Below are 17,084 nucleotides of genomic sequence, written 5' to 3'. Positions count from 1 at the left end.
TAAATCCCAATTAAATTATGAATATTATTGACGACCTGAAATTACAATACAAAATGGGAGGAATAGTGACTAAGCTAATCTTTTGGAATGCAGCTTTGTTTGTTCTTCCGTGGTTGTTTTTTGCTCTTTTATCTTTGTTGGGTGTCAATATTGATTATATTCATTATGTGAGTTTATCCTCTAATCCGGCACATTTGCTTTGGAAACCCTGGTCGTTGCTTTCGTATGCTTTTTTTCACAGCGGAATCATGCATATTATTTTTAATATGATTGTTTTGAATTTTTCGGGCAACTTATTTATGACGTATTTTACGGCTAAGCAATTGCTGGGCTTGTATGTCTTGAGTGCTATTTTTGCTGGAATTAGTTATATTCTTGTATTCTATGTTTTAAATATTAGCGCTCCAATTGTAGGTGCCTCTGCCGCTATTATGGCTATTTTAGTTGCAACTACTACGTATCATCCTTTGATGGATCTTCGATTATTGATTATTGGAAATGTCAAGTTATGGCATATAACCGCCGTAATTATTATTATTGATTTAATGCAACTGCGTTCAGAAAATATGGGTGGTCATATTTCTCATCTTTCTGGAGCTTTTTTTGGTTTTATTTTTATTAAATTGCTCCAAAATGGAACGGATTTAAGTACACTTGTTTCTCGTTTTCTAAATTTTTTTGCAAATTTGTTCAAAAAAAATACGGCGACACCATTCAAGAAAGTGCATAAAAACTACAGTAAGCCTCTGGAAAAAAGCGTTTCAAAAATAGTTGCAAAAGATAAATCGCAGCAGCAGATAGATGAAATTTTAGATAAAATTAGTCAGTCAGGATACGATAGTTTGACAAAAGAAGAGAAAGAATTCTTGTTCAAAGTTGGAAAATAAGTAGCAATGAGATTTCAGCTATTGTTTTAATAAAAAATATAGAAAATGAAAAATCTTTCATGGTTTAATAAAGGAATGTTTTTTTTGAATATAGTCCTTACTATTGTGACTTTTATTGCCTATGTTTTGCCTTTTTTGGCGCCAAAATCATTTCCTCTTTTGTCTGTTTTGACACTTTTTATGCCACTTTTTTTTATCTTGAATGGTTTATTTTTTGTGTATTGGGCATTGCAATTCAAAAAGCAATTGATAGTTTCGGGTTTGGTTTTATTGATGGGAATTACTTTTATAAATAAATTTTATAAATTTTCTTCGCCGGAGTTTCCAAAAGAAGAAAAGGATTTTACCGTAATGAGTTATAATGTTCGTCTGTTTAATGTTTTTAAATGGATTGACCGAGACGATGTTCCTTCTGATATTCTCACCTTTATTAATGATAAAAACCCAGATATATTGTGTATTCAGGAATACTCTTCCTCTGCTGATATTGATTTGAAAGTGTATCCGCACCGATATATTTTCACTGATGGAAACCAAATTAAAACGGGACAGGCTATTTTTTCTAAATTCCCGATTATTGACCAAGGAAATATTATTTTTCCAAATTCCAGTAATAACGTTGTTTTTGCGGATATAAAAAAAGGGAAAGACATTATCAGAGTGTATAATATGCACATTCAATCCATTAAAATCTCTCCTGATGTGAATGAAATTGATGAAAATATCGACGCTATTAATCAGCAAAAATCACAAATGCTATTTATTAGGATAAGTAAAGCGTTCAAGCAACAACAACAGCAAGCTGAGATTTTCAAGGAACATAAAATGAAATGTACGTATCCAATTATCATTTGCGGAGACATGAACAACAGCGCGTTTTCTTATGTGTACCGAAGCATCAAAGGAAAGTTGAAAGATAGCTTTGAAGAAGCAGGGAAAGGTTTTGGTGAGACGTATAAATTCAGGTATTATCCAGCCAGAATTGATTATATTTTCGCTGACGAAAAAATGAAAGTAAAGAAATTTGAAAATTTCCCAAAATTTATAAACTCAGATCATTTTCCTATTATGGCAAGACTGTCTTTGGAATAAAATTTAATCAGGAATTTTATTTCAGAATCAGTTCTTGTTTTTTTAAATAATCCATTGCATATTTCCCTTCATTAAACAGCAAATCCAGAACGCTAAGATTGTTGATAAAACCATGTTTATCATCAAAAACCTGTGTGTAACTTTCAAATAAAGAAAGGTCTTTTTTTCCGTTTACCAAAGCCCTGAAATCTGTGATTGTAGCTGTATCAACATCATGAAAGTATTCCGTTGTTGTCGTGTAATCTAATTTTAGACGGAAACATTTTGATAGAATAGCTAAAACCTCAAAATTTAAATCCAATAAAAAAATATACTTTTTTTCGAAAATTGGTCTGATATCATCTTCGAAAAATTCAAAAAAAGGAGAACTTCGGTATCCAGCTTCTAATGATTTGAAATGTTGTTTTTGCCAGTCAAAATCGGTTTCAATTTTGATGTCTTTTGTTTTTTGATGACTTTCTTTCGAATGCTTTACCGGGATATTCAATAACTGAATTCCGTTTGGACTATAAATATAAGCGCGGTTGCGGTTGGTTTGTTTCTGAAAATTATCTTCTATTTCAAAGGTAATATTTTCCGATTGTACCATGGCTGCAAAATGGCTAATCGATGGGAAATAGGTGGGATGGATGAGAATGTTCATATTTGTCTAAAGTTTTTAAAGCCTTAAAGTCGGAAGTCATAAAGTTAGATTAAATAGAAACTTTATGACTTTAGACCTTGAAACTTTTGACTAATTTTTTTCCTCTTTTCTTTTCTTCCAAAAATAATCTCCAATGAAAAATGCTGCTAAAGCGATTAGGAAATATTTAAAATAAGACTGAGGTTGACCTTCACCGCTAACAGTTGTGAAAACTCTGTCCCAACGTATTTTATTCAAACCTTTACCGTTTGTATCCCAGCTTAACCAGATAAAAATGGGTTTCCCTACAATGTGATTTTCAGGAACAAATCCCCAAAAACGACTGTCTTCAGAGTTATGACGGTTGTCACCCATCATCCAGTAATAATTTTGTTGGAAAGTATAATCTTTAACCACTTTTCCGTTTATTCTTATTTCGTTTCCTGTTACTTTAAGGTCGTTTTTATCTCCATTTTCATTTGTTTCATAATCAGTAATTATGGTTTTATAAAATGGCAATGATTCGGTTGTTAAAGCGACAGTTTTTCCTTTTTCTGGAATATAGACAGGGCCGTAGTTGTCACTATTCCACTTATTGATGTGTGGGAAGATGCTGTTATCAATACCTTTTGATATTTGTCTTGTAACGGCAGTAACACCGGGTACGTTTTTCAATCTTTCCGCTCCGGCAGCTGTCAAAGCACTAAAGAATAAGGTATCTCTTCGGGTTTCATCAGTAACCATTACAGGGTCGGTTATGTCCATCTCTTTAAGTAAATGCTCAAAATCGATTGGCGTTTTTCCGTCTAATGCTACTTTATAAGAGAATTGTGGTTTTGCTCTTTCAGGCATTTCCAATAATTTGCCATCAATATAAATCATGCCGTCTTTTATAGATAAGTTGTCTCCAGGGATTCCAACGCATCTTTTTACGTAATTTGATTTCTTGTCTACCGGTTTGAAAGCGCGTCTTTTTGAAGTGTCAAAAAACCTGTAAACAGTGTCAACCGGCCAGTTAAATACAACAATGTCTGTTCTGTTTATGTTTTGAATTCCCGGTAACCTTAAATAAGGCAATTGTGGCCAAGTTAAGTATGATTTTTTTTGAACTAAAGGTATCGAATCGTGAACCATTGGCAATGCAACAGTTGTCATTGGAATTCGGGCACCATAATTCATTTTACTCACAAATAAAAAGTCACCTACCAATAAGGATTTTTCCAATGAAGAGGTAGGAATTGTGTACGGTTGAATTAAATAGGTATGAACCAAAGTAGCTACGATAACTGCAAAAAGTAAAGAGCTAACCGTATCAGCGGTTTTATTTTCGGGACTTAAACTTCGGTCAGCTATGTAATTTAATTTTTGAGTATAATTGATATAATAGATGTAAAATCCGAGGGTTATAAGTACTAAAAAAGTATCTAGTCCAGATCGTTTTCCAAAACTTCTCAATGTTTCTACCCAGATTACCGGAAACATAATCAAATTAATAATTGGAATAAAAAGTAAAATGGTCCACCAAGTGGGACGACCTATTATTTTCATCAAAACAATAGCGTTATATACTGGAATAGCTGCTTCCCAACGTTTCCTTCCTGCACTTTCGTATAATTTCCATGTTCCCAAAAAGTGTACTATTTGTACAAGCAGAAAAAATATAAACCATTGATATACTGACATAATTTTTTGTTTAAGGTTTAGAGTTTATGATTGTCAAATGAGTAATCATAAACTGGATAACATTTATTTTAAATTTAAAACATCCTTCATTGTGAAAATTCCTTGTTTCCCCACAATCCATTCTGCAGCAATCACAGCGCCTAGAGCAAAACCTTCACGATTGTGTGCCGTATGTTTTATTTCGATAGCATCAACAACAGAATTATAGGTTACGGTGTGTGTGCCCGGAACAGTCCCTATTCTTTTTGCTTCGATATGAATTTGATTGGCTTCAGCTTTTTCTAATGTCCAGTTGGTGTACGAACTGTTTTCAATTACTCCTTTAGCCAATGAAATCGCAGTACCACTTGGTGCATCTAGTTTTTGGGTGTGATGGATTTCTTCCATATCAACCGAGTAACTGTCAAATTTTGACATGATTTTAGCCAAATATTCATTGATTTCAAAGAAAATATTTACACCTAAACTAAAGTTAGAACTAGAAATAAAACCACCTTTTTTTGCTGCGCAAAGTGCCGCCATTTCATCATAATGTTTCAGCCAGCCTGTGGTTCCTGAAATTACAGGGACATTAGCATGGAAACAACTGGAAATATTAGGGACTGCAGCTGTTGGAACACTGAAATCTATAGCCACATCAGCATTTGAAAGACCGTCAAAAGTATTGTTTTCATCTTTTTTCAAAACGATTTCATGACCTCTTTCCAGTGCAATTCTTTCAATTACCTGACCCATTTTTCCGTATCCTAAAAGCGCAATTTTCATTTGTTTATTTTTTAAATTTTGAATAATTTACGATTCCTGCAAGCAAGAGTCCTATTAAAATTCCAGCGGTAAATCCAGAAAAGAAATTATTCATTCGAATAGTCTCAAGCTCTTTAATTTCTGAATAATTTATTAAAGTGATTAATAACAAAACTGTAGTAATAATAAAAAAATATTTCTTCCCTATTTTATTAATTAATGACATAATGAGCTGTTCTTTTCTTTATTTAGCTTTTGGCTTCTAAAAATTATAATTAAATGTTAGTCCTACATTAGTCTTTAATGTTACATCATTCGGATAAAGAACTGGTCTTATTGATAAGTTTTCATCCACATTGAATTGTATTAAAGCGGCATCCACATTAGCATCAATAATATTTAAGGCATAAAAAGCCACAACAAATAATGCGGATAAATCACGATTTCGCTGATAAAATTTTTGTCCGGCAATCAATCGGTTATTATCTAAGAAAGCTAAATCGTCGGTAACATGTCCTTCCAATCGGCTTTTATATGCGTCTCTGTATTGATGGTACTTTTTATTGTTATCGATATAAAAATAGAGACTGGTTCCAATGGCTCCATAAACCAGCGGTATTTTCCAATATTTTTTATTGTAAGCCTGACCTAAACCGGGCAAAACTGCTGAATAAAAAGCTGCTTTTGCGGGAGTCAACGGATCAATGTTGTTCGATTTCAAAGTATCTTTCGCTACAAGCACTGCATCTGTTTCCGTTTGGGCAAAAACAGTAGTGTTTCCTGTAATAAAAAGGAATAGACCTATGAAAATGATTTTATGCACTACTCGTTTATTAGTTTAATAATTCTGTTGAAGTCTTCTTCAGAATGAAATGGAATAGTGATTTTTCCTTTACCGTTTCCGGCTACTTTTACATCGACTTTGGTTCCGAAATAATTTGTAAAAGTACTTTTATGAGTATCTGCAATTTCAAATGAAGCCGCTTTTGGTTTGCCGGCAGGTTTAGGTTTTAAACTTTCCTGATAGTTTTTTACCAAAGCTTCCGTATCTCGAACGGATAGATTTTGACTGACGATTTTTTGATAAATATCAGTTTGAATATCTTGGTCTTCAATATTGATTATCGCACGACCATGGCCCATACTGATGAAACCATCGCGAATTCCGGTTTGGATTATCGGATCCAGTTTTAAAAGTCTTAAATAATTAGCGATTGTAGAACGTTTTTTTCCTACTCGCTCACTCATTTGTTCCTGAGTCAATTGAATTTCATCAATCAAACGTTGGTACGAAAGTGCAATTTCAATTGGATCTAAATCATGACGCTGGATGTTCTCCACCAAAGCCATAACCAATGATTCGTTGTCATTTGCAATACGAATGTAAGCAGGAACAGTTGTCAATCCCACAAGAGTCGACGCACGAAGACGACGCTCACCCGAAATCAACTGGTATTTATTGAAGTCTAATTTACGTACGGTAATAGGCTGAATAACGCCTAATTCTTTGATAGAAGTCGCTAATTCTCTCAACGATTCCTCATTGAAATTACTTCTTGGCTGAAACGGATTTATTTCAATTGCTTCAATTTCAAGCTCAATAATATTTCCTACAACTTTATCGGCATTTTTATCGTCAACGGATTTTATATCGTTTTCCGGATCTTTCAATAACGCAGATAATCCTCTTCCTAAGGCTTGTTTTTTTATTGCTTTTGCCATAAAACTATTTACTGTTTTTCTTTATAACTTCTTGAGCAAGATGTAAGTAATTGATAGCTCCTTTGCTTGTCGCATCGTAGTTTATTATACTTTCTCCAAAGCTTGGCGCTTCGCTCAGTTTTACATTTCTTTGAATAATGGTGTCAAAAACCATGTCGTTAAAGTGTTTTTGAACCTCTTCAACTACTTGGTTTGATAAACGCAATCTCGAGTCAAACATGGTCAATAATAACCCTTCAATGTCTAAATCCGGATTGTGAATTTTTTGGATGCTTTTTATAGTATTCAATAATTTCCCTAAACCTTCCAGTGCAAAATACTCACATTGAATAGGGATAATCACGGAGTCAGCGGCAGTCAAAGCATTCAACGTAAGCAATCCAAGAGATGGTGCACAATCGATGATGATATAATCGTACTCGTCTTTGATACTTTCCAATGCTTTTTTAAGCATATATTCCCTGTTTTCTTTATCGACTAATTCGATTTCAATAGCAACAAGGTCAATATGTGATGGAATTACATCCACATTTGGAGCAGAACATTTGATAATGGCCTCTTTCGGCGTATGACTGTGTTCCAGAATTTGATACGTACCGATCTCAACAGATTCGACATCAATACCCAATCCTGAAGAGGCATTTGCCTGTGGATCAGCATCAATAAGTAACACTTTTTTTTCTAAAACACCCAGTGAAGCAGCAAGATTAACTGACGTTGTAGTCTTTCCAACTCCACCTTTTTGATTAGCAATCGCGATGATTTTGCCCATTTATTTTTCTAAATTTTGAACCGTAAAAATACAATTATTTATGGTTTCTAAAAATCTATTTTGTTAACATTTGTTAAAGCTTGATTAGTCGCTATTTGACAATTCCCATTTTTAAAGCGGATTTCATTTTACGGAAGCTATTCCAGCTGTGCGTTACAAGTTCTTGAACTGCTGCCAGTTTTTTCTAAAGCCATAAAAGGAGCTTCCTTTGGTCGCTCTTTTCTGTCAAGAAAAAATCGGGAGCAGTCCGTCGAAGCTTTTCACTGCCATCCGGGCTAGGGGAGTTCGTTTCTTTTTATTTTGTTTGGAAGATTGAGATTTTGTTAATTAAAAAAAAATCCCTTTTGCAAAGCAAAAAGGATTCATTTGTCGGGGGGATTATTGTCGCGATTCTAATTTGGTTTCGTTACCCAAAAGTCAAAAATAGCAGTATTTTTTTATTTATTTAATATCCATCGGTTTAACGTGTTGTATGGCATTTCGATAACTACTTTATAAAAATTTGATTTTATATTCGAAATATCTATTTCTGCCTGCCAGTCTTTTATTTCGACTTCTTTCATTAATTTATAATCATCCAGACCGCCTTCTTTAAAATTATTTGTTGTTGCCAGCCATATTTTTGCTTTTCCGTTTTCGTTCGAAGGTGTCCATTGTACAATCATTTTATCCTCTTTGATTTTGGCTGAAGGGTTTATTGCGGATAATTCGCCTATCATTGGCACTCCATCAATTTCAAATTGTTGTTTGACGGAAACTGAAATATTCAAAAAACGTAAAATTGTAGGGGTAATGTCTACTATTCCAGGTTGTTGTTTTTTTGAATAATCATTCATTTCAACATAATTTGTTGCTATCCACGTATTGCGTTCTCTATTGGTTTGCCCACCATGACCATGTCCAGAGGTACCACGGCCATGATCGGTAGTTATGATTACCATCCATTCTTCGTTATTTTCTTTCTCTCTTTTTTGGATAGCTTTATAAAGTTTTCCTATTTGCAAATCGAGTTGGTCCAAAGCATTTGAAAATTGCGGACTGTCACCATGCCTGTGTCCCATTTCGTCAGTGTATTCAAGATAAATCCAAGACAAATCAGGTGCAGCTGTTGTGATGGTTTTACAAGCATTTTCTATAACAAAATTGTCAATTTTATTATAAAAATGACCATCCTTATCATGAGGAAATTGTTTGGTATCGTGTTCGTAACCATCAAAAACATAATCGGGTTGCAAATTTTCTGCCGCTTGTGCATCACTACCGATCAATTTTGTTCGATTGTCTTTCCAAGTAGAAAATATTGCTGTTTTTTTATTCGGGTATTGTGTTTTTAAATATCGAAAAACATTCCAATAATTATAGTTTGGAGCTTCAATTTCATTGCCCCAAACATTATGTTTGTTTACCCAAGTCCCTGTCAGCAAACTATTATATCCCACAGCAGAAATTGTGGGGGTTTCAGTATAACCATTTTTTTCGCCACCAACGTAAGCAGAAACGAGACTTCCGTTTTTGGTAAATTGTTTTAAATTGGGCATCGAATGCGATTGGATTTTATCTAACGGAATACCATCAGCAATTACGAAAACAACTTTTCTGATTTTTTGGGCATCTGCTTGAAATCCTGTTAAAGTAAATAGGAAAAAAAATATAAGATATGTTTTATTGCGTTTTTTCATTTTTTAATGATTTAAAATTTGTTTTTTTATATTGTATGCTTTCAAGCTAAATTAAACTTTTTAGGGAGTGTTTTTTGTTTTATTTAGGATTTCATCTATAGCAAGCATCTATACGAGCCAATTTTGTAATGATTCATGATATCTTTTCATTTATGATTTTTTCAAAAAGAAGGGAGAAAATTTCTCCCTTCGGCATTAAAAACGAACTCAAAAAACTAACCAAAATTTCTATTGAGGTGTTGTGATTACGCAAATGCATTTTTTCCAATAAACCCAAGATCCTCCACTTATGTAGTAAACAGTATATACTATATTTATTTTTTCAGAACAAACATCATAGGTCCCTTCTCCGACTTGTCTGATTTGATATACATATCCATCATTATCGGTTCCTGCATCAAAATCATTAAATGTCACTTTGCCTATGGTAGCACCTGTTACAACCGGAGTTAGTGTAACATTTAATTTAGCACTAGGGAAAGCACCGTAGAATGTTAGGTCGCCAATCAGTGTTAGGGTATTTCCGCTTAGGTTACCGGTGATTGTGCGTGCACTACCAATACTGTTTGTGTTTTTTAGATTGCTTGATTTGAACACATCGATGGTTTTACTGCATTCGTTGTCCTCAATATTTAAAGTGATTAACTTATTGGATTGATTCACAATCCCAACCCCTATGTCAATCTTAGGATTGCTTACGCTTTCTATAGCAATTTCCAAACTGCGATCTTCAGGACTAAGTGTTAGGTCATCGATTGTTTTAACATAAAAGGGTTCCGATTTAATTTGGCCGGCTTTAAAAAGCACAGTAGTGGTTTCTACCGAATAATCAATACCCTCTTTAGCATTCTTCGGGGTGATTTTTAATTTAACCGTGAAATCTTCTTTAAGGGTACTTCCGTCGTATCGCAAATAGATGGGATATCCGGCTTCGTTTCCAACGCTATAAGTTTCCGGTACTGAAACTTCCTGACCCAGAAAAGAGACGAATTTATATCTCTCGAAATCATATTGTTCCGCTTCCTTTTCACATCCAAAATTTAATAGGATGATAAACAAAGGAATAATTAATTTTAGTATTTTCATTTTATTGATTTTTTAAATTTATATTCATTAGGGGATTTTTACCAACCAAATATTTGTGTCAATTTTGGATTCAGGAATACCTGATGCGCCGGTATTGGACGATAGTAATATTTAGGTTCCGCAAAATTTGGTACAACAGAAGAGGTAACCATATTACCTGAAGTTCCATTCGACAGGAAAAGGCTCGCTGATTGGTCTCCAATAAAACCTGCTTTATAATATATTAGTTGAGCACCCAATGAATTTACTTCTTTAGGGGATGGAATACTTTGACTGCTGGCAATAATACTAATGTCTACAATACCATCTCCTGTCATGTCATATTTGCCCAGTCCGGGAAAGTACATGCCTACTGGGATTCTTTCCAAAATTTTGCCCGCCTGCCATCTCATCAAATCATCGAATCTAAATGATTCCATAGCAAATTCTACCCTTCTTTCTCTTCGGATTTCTAAAATGACACCTTTGTTGGCACCAGAAACATTTGGGAAATCCATCGCTAAAATTGGGTCAATGTTGCCATTAGCAAAGTTCATGCTCATCAAGTTGGCAGGAAGAAATCCCGCTCTTAGACGTAGTTTATTTACGGTTAAATCGAAATCTTGTTGGGTTAATGTGCCCAGTTCTGCCTTCGCTTCGGCATAAACCAATAATGCTTCGGCATATCTATATACTGCAACATCCACGCCGGAATTCACCAACGTATTATTATACCCTTTTAGTTGATGATAACCGGTGAAATTTTTATTTAAATTTTGAATATAAGGGGTAGTACTTCCTGCCCTGATCCAACCTGGATGGGCAAAAGTTTGTGAGAGTCTCAGATCTCTGTTTTGAAATTCTTTCACGAATGTGAAGGTGTTTGATCCTGCCTGATCACTAAATTTAGTTCCGTCAGCCATTAAATAGGAGTCCAAAAGTGATTTTGAAGGACTTTGTTCATAGTCACCAAATACGGTATAGTTTCCCCCAGGTTTTTCTTTTTCATCGTACACGTTTATCAATATGGCTTCAGAAATAGAAGCTAAATTATTCGTTTGATATAAAGCGGCATAGTCAGAATTTGGTTTTCCAGTATTATAGATGTTAAACTTACCAGAATCCATCAGTTCTTTGGCTGCATCTCTTGCAATTTCTAAAAAGCGATCGGAACTGCTTTTTAGATCTAATTCAGGATGGTATTTTCTGTAGGTTCCTTCGTGTAGGGCTATTCTGGCCTGCAGCATTAGGGCTGCCCATTTAGTAATGCTTCCAGTGGGAGTATGAAGGGCATCATCTTTAATATTTTTCGATGCAAATTGAATATCGCTAATAATGCTATCTACTACCATAGCGCGTGGATCTCTAGGCTTAAATAACGCTTCATCACTTACTCCTAATGTAGTTGAATACCAAGGCACATCTGAATAGCGCTTTAGTTTTGAAAAATAAAATTCGGCTCTGTAATATTTGGCCAGACCTTTAAAATGGTTTTTTAATTCTGGAGTTATACTAGCTTTAGAATAGTTTTCCAAGAAAAAATTGATACTTCTTAATCTGCCCCAATCCCAACCAGAAGTAATGTTTTCTGCACTCGGGCTACCCGTTGTGATATTTTTTATTTCAACGGCACCCGTTGTGGCCGCATTGTCAGTTCCTTGTTCTCCTAAATACATCCCGGTTCCTGCAGCGGAATGCAATCCGTTAATATACAATTGTAAATCGGTTTCTGAATTAAAGAAGTTTTCTTTGGCGATGGAAGATTTTGGACTTGTGTCCAAAAAATCATCATTACAACTCACCAAAAACAGTGAGATAGCGGCTAATATATAATAGGTGTTTTTCATTTGTTTATTTTTTTGTATTGAACAATTTAAAAGGTTACATTCATCCCAACTGACAGTTTACGGTTAAATGGATAGGCATACCCATTTTCTCCTGTTGCCTCCGGATCTATGTATTTTTTAATCGCAGACCATTCGTATATGTTTTCACCTGTAACATAAAATCGCAGTTGAGAAACTTTTATTTTATCCAGTAATTTGTTTGGGATCGTATAGCCAAGTGTAATGTTTTTCACTCTTAAATAAGCTGCATTCAATAGATATTTTGTTTGTGGAGTAGCAAGTCCTAAACCTGTACTCTGATCGGCCAGCCAAGATTGCAATACAGGATAATTCGCATTTGTATTGGCATCCGCTAAGCCTGCATTAATATACGATTGTGAATGTTGTGCTCTTAACTCCGGGCTATCTGCTGCACCTCTATAAAAATCCAGAAGATGTGGGTAGGTGTTTGCATAAGGCTGTTGGTAAGGACCCCAAAAAAGATAATTGTTAGGGTAATAATCTCTTTTTCCAACGCCTTGTAAAAACCCGCTTAAATCAAACCCTTTCCAACTCACATTCATGTTAAATCCTATTTGGTACCTTGGTTGTGTATTCCCGATAAGTTTTAAATCTTTTGGATCGTTGGCCGATAGACTTTTTAAAATTTTTCCATCGCCGTCTTGATCAACGTATTTTGGCCATCCTGGAACAATATCTAATGCCCCCCATGGGATAATCGCTGTTTCGTCTAATTTATCAATCTCTGCCTGATCTTTAAAAAAGCCGTCGTTTTCCAATCCCCATATTTCACCTACCTTTTGACCTTCTCTCCATTGAGAAAAAAGTTGTCCGTCATTTTTAAATTTGGTGATTTTTGTTTCGCTATCTGAAAGCACAATTGATGCACCATAATTAAATGGGCTTCCATCCAAATCCAAACTATTGTTATACCCCAAAGTAAGTTCCCAACCCTTGTTTCGAAGATCTGCTGCATTTGACAATGGAGGGTTCGTCCCCAATACTCCTGGTAGTTCCTGACTTGGGGTAAGCATTCCTATAGTGTTCCGGATATAATAATCAAATGAAGCATTTAATGCACCTTTAAAAAAACCTAAATCCATACCAAAATTTGTAGTCTCTACTTTTTCCCATGTGTAATTGTTTGGGTCAACGTTCAAGCCTGGAGCATATACAGTCTTTGGGTATTCTCCATTAATTAGGTATCCCGATTGTCCTGTTGACATTGCATTTATATACCCATAATCACCTACACTTTGATTCCCTAAAGAGCCTCTAGATACCCTAAATTTTAAAAAACTCATGAAATCAATATACGGCTTCAAGAACTCCTCTTTACTGGCTATCCATGCGCCCGATACAGATGGAAAAAAGCCATATCGACTGTCGCTAGGAAATCTTGACGACCCATCATATCTCCCATTAAATTCAATGATATACTTTTCATTAAAAATATAGTTTAATCTTCCGAAAATGCCATTTATTGCCCAATCAGAATAGGCCCATCCAACAGTTTCTTTGCCAGTAGCCAATGCCATATTTGGAAGCGAAGAGGATATTAATTCTTCTCTATTTGCCGAAAACCACTCGTATTTATTTACTTCTTTATTATACCCTGCAACTGCTGTAAAATTGTGTTTGTCAATTGTTTTGGTGTAAGTACCATAAAGATTTAAAACACTATACTTATTTTCACCTAATGATTCATACGCATAGTCTTCATTGGTTTCTTCCTTAATGAGATTTGGTCCTAAACCAATTTTGAATTTAGTACCATCCCAATGGGATCGGACATAGTTTTTTTGATAGGTATGTTCTCCGGTTAGTGTTAAGGCTTTATCAAAAAAGGTTAAATCCAGTTTATTGGTTGTTTGCAAATTGGTTGTGTTTTCATTTGTTTTCCCCCCATCAAGCATCCTGGCTGCTGCATAACCCGCATCTGTATTAGCCCAAGTGCCATCTGGATTTTTTACCACATCTGTTGGTTTTATATTATAGACGTTGGTAATGTTGTAAGTAGGACGCTTTCTGTCAGCAAATGCTAAAAAAGTGTTGTTTTCAAATTTCATCCATTCGTAGGGCTTAATTTGCATTTTTGAACGTAAGGCATTACGCGTCCAGGAATCTTCTGCCAGCCTGTTCAATCCATTCTCAAGGGTGTGGTTTCCTGATACATAATAAGTAAAAGAGTCCTTTTGTCCACTTATAGAAAGATTGTGGTTTTCAGAAAAGGCAGTTTTATTAAAGAAATAGTCATTCCAGTTTGTATTTCCCATATATTGCCATCTGTCTGGGTTTTGAGGGTCTAGCCGTACACTTGGAACCGTTGGGTCATTAGATCGATCTCTTGCCCAAGCATAGGTTTCATCAGAGGGGTTCACATAATCCCATGGTGTATTGTTCGTCGAAATATCCAATAATCTGGTAAAGATGTAGGGATCTGTGATTGGATCAGGAGTAATTGTTGGCTTTCCCCAAATAAAAGAGTTAGAATAAGTAATTTTATTTTTACCTCCTGTTTTTGTTGTGATCAATAATACACCAAAGGCAGCTCTCGCACCATAAATGGCAGCAGAAGAAGCATCTTTTAATACAGATATTGATTTTACGTCTTCGGGGTTCATTCGAGTAAGGTCTCCTTCTGAGGATGGGACACCGTCTATCAAAATTAATGGACTGCCGCCATTTATGGACGTAAATCCTCGAATATTGATTCTTGCACTTCCTCCTGGCGCACCACTTGGGAATGTAATATTTAAATTGGCAACAGTACCTTGAAGGCTTTGGGAAATATTTGCGGTTGGGCGACTTTCCAATTTTTTCATGTCTACAGTAGCCACAGAACCAGATAGATTAAGTTTCTTTTGGGTGCCATAACCTACAACGACAACTTCATTTAGGTTGTTTTCTGTACTTAGTGTAATAGTCAAATGAGTTTCATCTGTGATGATTATTTCTTTTGTTTTATAACCTACATAAGATACTACCAATACATTCCCTTTTGATGCCTTGATTTCGAAATTCCCTCCAAAATCGGTAACTGCACCTTTAGAAGTTCCTTTTACTGCCACACTTGCACCTGGTAAAGGTTGTTTTCCATTAGCATCTATCACTGAACCCGCAAGTGTCTTTTCTTGGGCCCAGCCTATAGGGCCAATAAGCATCATAAACACCAAACCCCATATGGTTTTTTTGGTGTTCCTTCTTACTGAAAAGTAAGTTTTCATTTTCTGTTTCATAAGTTTTAGCTGGTTTTTTTGGTTTTTTTAATTAATAAGTTTTTGAGTTACAGGTGTCTGTAATCAAAGCGCTAAAATATAAAATAATTTGATTGACCAATCAATTAATTTATATTTTTTAAAATTTAACTTTTTGATTATTTTATTGTTAAGTTTGTATTATCAATGAATCTAAAAAAAATGGGAAGAAAAAGCTTAAAAGCCGAAAGGCAGAAGGAAATTATAGTGGCGTTTTATAAAGTAGCCCAAAGAGAGGGTTTGGAAAATGCATCTTTGGCCAAAGTTGCCAAAGAAACAGGAGTCAATTCTAGCTTAATATCACACTATTTTGGTTCAAAAGAAGATCTTGTATTCGGTCTTATTAATTATATTCTGGAGCGATATAAGTTTATTTTTGCATCAGAAAGCGGGGGTGAAAACAGCGAAAAAAGACTTGTGAAATTAGTTGATAACTTATTTTCCAGAGAATGGAACGAACTTATAGACGATGGTGTTTTTTATAGTTGTTTTACCCTAGTATTCAGGGACGGAAAAATTAAAGCTGCATTTAAGGATTTACATGACTATTTAAGATTATTACTAACCGAAGTTATTGAAGAGGCCAATAAAAATGGTGAAGTCAATATTGAAAATCCTAAGAATACTGCTGATCTTATCTTTATTTTGGTGGAAGGAACCTATTACTACTTGTCGCTATGCGAAATTAATGATGAGTATTACGGAAAATTAAATAAATACAAACAAGTCGCATACGATATCCTAAAAATTAAAAACTACGATATTTCAAAAGATTAATTTTTTTGTCTTCTTACTATCATTACTAGTGCATAAAACCCAATAAATATCCAGATTAAATTAGTGAATAAGTTGGGCATGTCGTCTGTGTCATAAGAAATAATAACCAGGCATAAACCACCCAAGATATTCATTAATTGGTAAGGAATCTTTTTAGCATCCAACTTATCTATGCTCAAAAGAAAATAAGAAGTAATAAAAAGAGCAGCGCCAATCCACCCTATAATTTCAGAAGTGCTCATCTAGTTGTATTTATTTGATGACAGTTTTAATAGATTATCATTAAGCTGTTCACTTTGTTTTGACAAATATCAACAAGTATAATGGAAATACCATAAAATTGTGAGTGTAATTTTAAAATCCAAAATTAGGATTTATAATTGTTTTATGACGAGATAAAAAAAACAGAGTCAAAGTCTAGTCAATTTCTGTGTCTTTTAAAGATTCCTTTGTCGGAGTGGGCAGGATTTCTGGATTAATTCTGTTGGAGCTGTAGTTGAAAATAATCCCTTTCAGTTTTTTAGAACCTTTATTTTTTTATTGCTCCCAAATAAAGTTTAAAACTTACGGTTTGTTGCTTCTTGTTTTTAGCTTCTAAAAATTTTATAGCCCCTATTTTTACGAATTAATTTGTGGCAAATAAAAGGTTAGCAATCGTACAGCCTTTCGGTCTGCCAACCGAATATACGGACTTTTAGCCGGTTTAATTCTTATTTCTGAAATAGTTTTGCATAAGCCAAAAATAGTACTATATTTGCATCCGCTTTCGGGGTGTAGCGTAGCTCGGTTATCGCGCCTGCTTTGGGAGCAGGAGGCCGCAGGTTCGAATCCTGCCACCCCGACTAAAAATCCTTTCTGTCTCAACAGAAGGGATTTTTTTTATTGTAGAATAACAAAAACTGATTATTCAGGTTCTATAATACAGTAATTATGACTT

At 34.7% G+C, this 17,084-nt stretch carries 15 protein-coding genes and 1 tRNA gene; 4 read left to right on the top strand and 12 right to left on the bottom strand.

Features of this window, described 5'->3' with window-relative positions:
* Nucleotides 1-17 precede the first annotated feature (17 nt).
* Together ACNQGX_RS14565 and ACNQGX_RS14560 are read left to right on the top strand one after the other, a co-directional pair.
* Nucleotides 18-887, top strand: a complete 870-nt coding sequence (locus ACNQGX_RS14565; protein WP_417977433.1) for a rhomboid family intramembrane serine protease — start codon at nucleotides 18-20, stop codon at nucleotides 885-887.
* A gap of 45 nt (nucleotides 888-932) precedes the next feature.
* A complete protein-coding gene (locus ACNQGX_RS14560) occupies nucleotides 933-1,979 on the top strand; it encodes an endonuclease/exonuclease/phosphatase family protein (RefSeq protein ID WP_417977431.1) in 1,047 nt (348 codons plus the stop codon).
* Nucleotides 1,980-1,995: 16 nt separating this feature from the next.
* Here ACNQGX_RS14560 and ACNQGX_RS14555 read toward each other — a convergent pair whose 3' ends face one another.
* From ACNQGX_RS14555 to ACNQGX_RS14505, 11 genes are all read right to left on the bottom strand, one after another.
* A complete protein-coding gene (locus ACNQGX_RS14555) occupies nucleotides 1,996-2,622 on the bottom strand; it encodes a WbqC family protein (RefSeq protein WP_417977429.1) in 627 nt (208 codons plus the stop codon).
* Between the two features lie 90 nt (nucleotides 2,623-2,712).
* On the bottom strand, nucleotides 2,713-4,284 hold the full coding sequence (gene lepB / locus ACNQGX_RS14550; protein WP_417977427.1) for a signal peptidase I: 1,572 nt from the start codon (nucleotides 4,282-4,284) through the stop codon (nucleotides 2,713-2,715).
* A gap of 63 nt (nucleotides 4,285-4,347) precedes the next feature.
* The gene (gene dapB, locus ACNQGX_RS14545) at nucleotides 4,348-5,049 is read right to left on the bottom strand and encodes a 4-hydroxy-tetrahydrodipicolinate reductase (RefSeq protein ID WP_417977425.1); all 702 of its coding nucleotides are present in this window, start codon (nucleotides 5,047-5,049) and stop codon (nucleotides 4,348-4,350) included.
* Nucleotides 5,050-5,053: 4 nt separating this feature from the next.
* Nucleotides 5,054-5,254, bottom strand: coding sequence for a hypothetical protein (locus ACNQGX_RS14540; protein WP_417977424.1), 201 nt, complete (start codon nucleotides 5,252-5,254; stop codon nucleotides 5,054-5,056).
* Nucleotides 5,255-5,290: 36 nt separating this feature from the next.
* A complete protein-coding gene (locus ACNQGX_RS14535) occupies nucleotides 5,291-5,851 on the bottom strand; it encodes a DUF5683 domain-containing protein (RefSeq protein WP_417977422.1) in 561 nt (186 codons plus the stop codon).
* A complete protein-coding gene (locus ACNQGX_RS14530; RefSeq protein ID WP_417977420.1) occupies nucleotides 5,851-6,750 on the bottom strand; it encodes a ParB/RepB/Spo0J family partition protein in 900 nt (299 codons plus the stop codon). The genes ACNQGX_RS14535 and ACNQGX_RS14530 overlap by 1 nt, the downstream gene beginning before the upstream one ends.
* A gap of 4 nt (nucleotides 6,751-6,754) precedes the next feature.
* Nucleotides 6,755-7,522, bottom strand: a complete 768-nt coding sequence (locus tag ACNQGX_RS14525; RefSeq protein WP_417977418.1) for a ParA family protein — start codon at nucleotides 7,520-7,522, stop codon at nucleotides 6,755-6,757.
* A 437-nt stretch (nucleotides 7,523-7,959) separates the two neighbouring features.
* Entirely contained in the window at nucleotides 7,960-9,201 is a 1,242-nt protein-coding gene (locus ACNQGX_RS14520) for an alkaline phosphatase family protein (protein WP_417977416.1), read from the bottom strand.
* Nucleotides 9,202-9,429: 228 nt separating this feature from the next.
* On the bottom strand, nucleotides 9,430-10,287 hold the full coding sequence (locus ACNQGX_RS14515) for a DUF1735 domain-containing protein (protein WP_417977414.1): 858 nt from the start codon (nucleotides 10,285-10,287) through the stop codon (nucleotides 9,430-9,432).
* A 38-nt stretch (nucleotides 10,288-10,325) separates the two neighbouring features.
* Nucleotides 10,326-12,113: a RagB/SusD family nutrient uptake outer membrane protein gene (locus tag ACNQGX_RS14510; RefSeq protein ID WP_417977412.1), complete on the bottom strand. Its 1,788-nt coding sequence runs from the start codon at nucleotides 12,111-12,113 to the stop codon at nucleotides 10,326-10,328.
* 26 nt (nucleotides 12,114-12,139) lie between these two features.
* Nucleotides 12,140-15,340 (bottom strand): SusC/RagA family TonB-linked outer membrane protein, encoded by a 3,201-nt coding sequence (locus ACNQGX_RS14505; RefSeq protein ID WP_417977410.1) that lies wholly within the window; start codon nucleotides 15,338-15,340, stop codon nucleotides 12,140-12,142.
* A 177-nt stretch (nucleotides 15,341-15,517) separates the two neighbouring features.
* On the opposite strand from ACNQGX_RS14505, the gene ACNQGX_RS14500 reads away from it, so the two are divergent.
* Nucleotides 15,518-16,147: a TetR family transcriptional regulator gene (locus ACNQGX_RS14500; protein WP_417977408.1), complete on the top strand. Its 630-nt coding sequence runs from the start codon at nucleotides 15,518-15,520 to the stop codon at nucleotides 16,145-16,147.
* Here the strand turns inward: ACNQGX_RS14500 and ACNQGX_RS14495 are convergent.
* Nucleotides 16,144-16,389: a CBU_0592 family membrane protein gene (locus ACNQGX_RS14495; protein WP_417977406.1), complete on the bottom strand. Its 246-nt coding sequence runs from the start codon at nucleotides 16,387-16,389 to the stop codon at nucleotides 16,144-16,146. The two genes, ACNQGX_RS14500 and ACNQGX_RS14495, sit on opposite strands and share 4 nt — an antisense overlap.
* 525 nt (nucleotides 16,390-16,914) lie before the next feature.
* Here ACNQGX_RS14495 and ACNQGX_RS14490 point away from each other — a divergent pair.
* A tRNA-Pro gene (locus ACNQGX_RS14490) sits at nucleotides 16,915-16,989 on the top strand.
* Nucleotides 16,990-17,084: the final 95 nt, after the last annotated feature.

The sequence above is a fragment of the Flavobacterium glycogeni genome (genome assembly GCF_048286775.1).
Lineage (GTDB): Bacteria > Bacteroidota > Bacteroidia > Flavobacteriales > Flavobacteriaceae > Flavobacterium.
Note: the sequence above shows the minus strand (reverse complement) of the source record. Positions and strands in the feature narration are given on the sequence as shown.

Bases quoted from the DNA above. Each gene is read 5' to 3' on its own strand.
- ACNQGX_RS14565 (WP_417977433.1), top strand. From the start codon at position 18: ATGAATATTATTGACGACCTGAAATTACAATACAAAATGGGAGGAATA.
- ACNQGX_RS14560 (WP_417977431.1), top strand. From the start codon at position 933: ATGAAAAATCTTTCATGGTTTAATAAAGGAATGTTTTTTTTGAATATA.
- ACNQGX_RS14555 (WP_417977429.1), bottom strand. From the start codon at position 2,622: ATGAACATTCTCATCCATCCCACCTATTTCCCATCGATTAGCCATTTT.
- lepB (WP_417977427.1), bottom strand. From the start codon at position 4,284: ATGTCAGTATATCAATGGTTTATATTTTTTCTGCTTGTACAAATAGTA.
- dapB (WP_417977425.1), bottom strand. From the start codon at position 5,049: ATGAAAATTGCGCTTTTAGGATACGGAAAAATGGGTCAGGTAATTGAA.
- ACNQGX_RS14540 (WP_417977424.1), bottom strand. From the start codon at position 5,254: ATGTCATTAATTAATAAAATAGGGAAGAAATATTTTTTTATTATTACT.
- ACNQGX_RS14530 (WP_417977420.1), bottom strand. From the start codon at position 6,750: ATGGCAAAAGCAATAAAAAAACAAGCCTTAGGAAGAGGATTATCTGCG.
- ACNQGX_RS14525 (WP_417977418.1), bottom strand. From the start codon at position 7,522: ATGGGCAAAATCATCGCGATTGCTAATCAAAAAGGTGGAGTTGGAAAG.
- ACNQGX_RS14520 (WP_417977416.1), bottom strand. From the start codon at position 9,201: ATGAAAAAACGCAATAAAACATATCTTATATTTTTTTTCCTATTTACT.
- ACNQGX_RS14515 (WP_417977414.1), bottom strand. From the start codon at position 10,287: ATGAAAATACTAAAATTAATTATTCCTTTGTTTATCATCCTATTAAAT.
- ACNQGX_RS14510 (WP_417977412.1), bottom strand. From the start codon at position 12,113: ATGAAAAACACCTATTATATATTAGCCGCTATCTCACTGTTTTTGGTG.
- ACNQGX_RS14505 (WP_417977410.1), bottom strand. From the start codon at position 15,340: ATGAAAACTTACTTTTCAGTAAGAAGGAACACCAAAAAAACCATATGG.
- ACNQGX_RS14500 (WP_417977408.1), top strand. From the start codon at position 15,518: ATGAATCTAAAAAAAATGGGAAGAAAAAGCTTAAAAGCCGAAAGGCAG.
- ACNQGX_RS14495 (WP_417977406.1), bottom strand. From the start codon at position 16,389: ATGAGCACTTCTGAAATTATAGGGTGGATTGGCGCTGCTCTTTTTATT.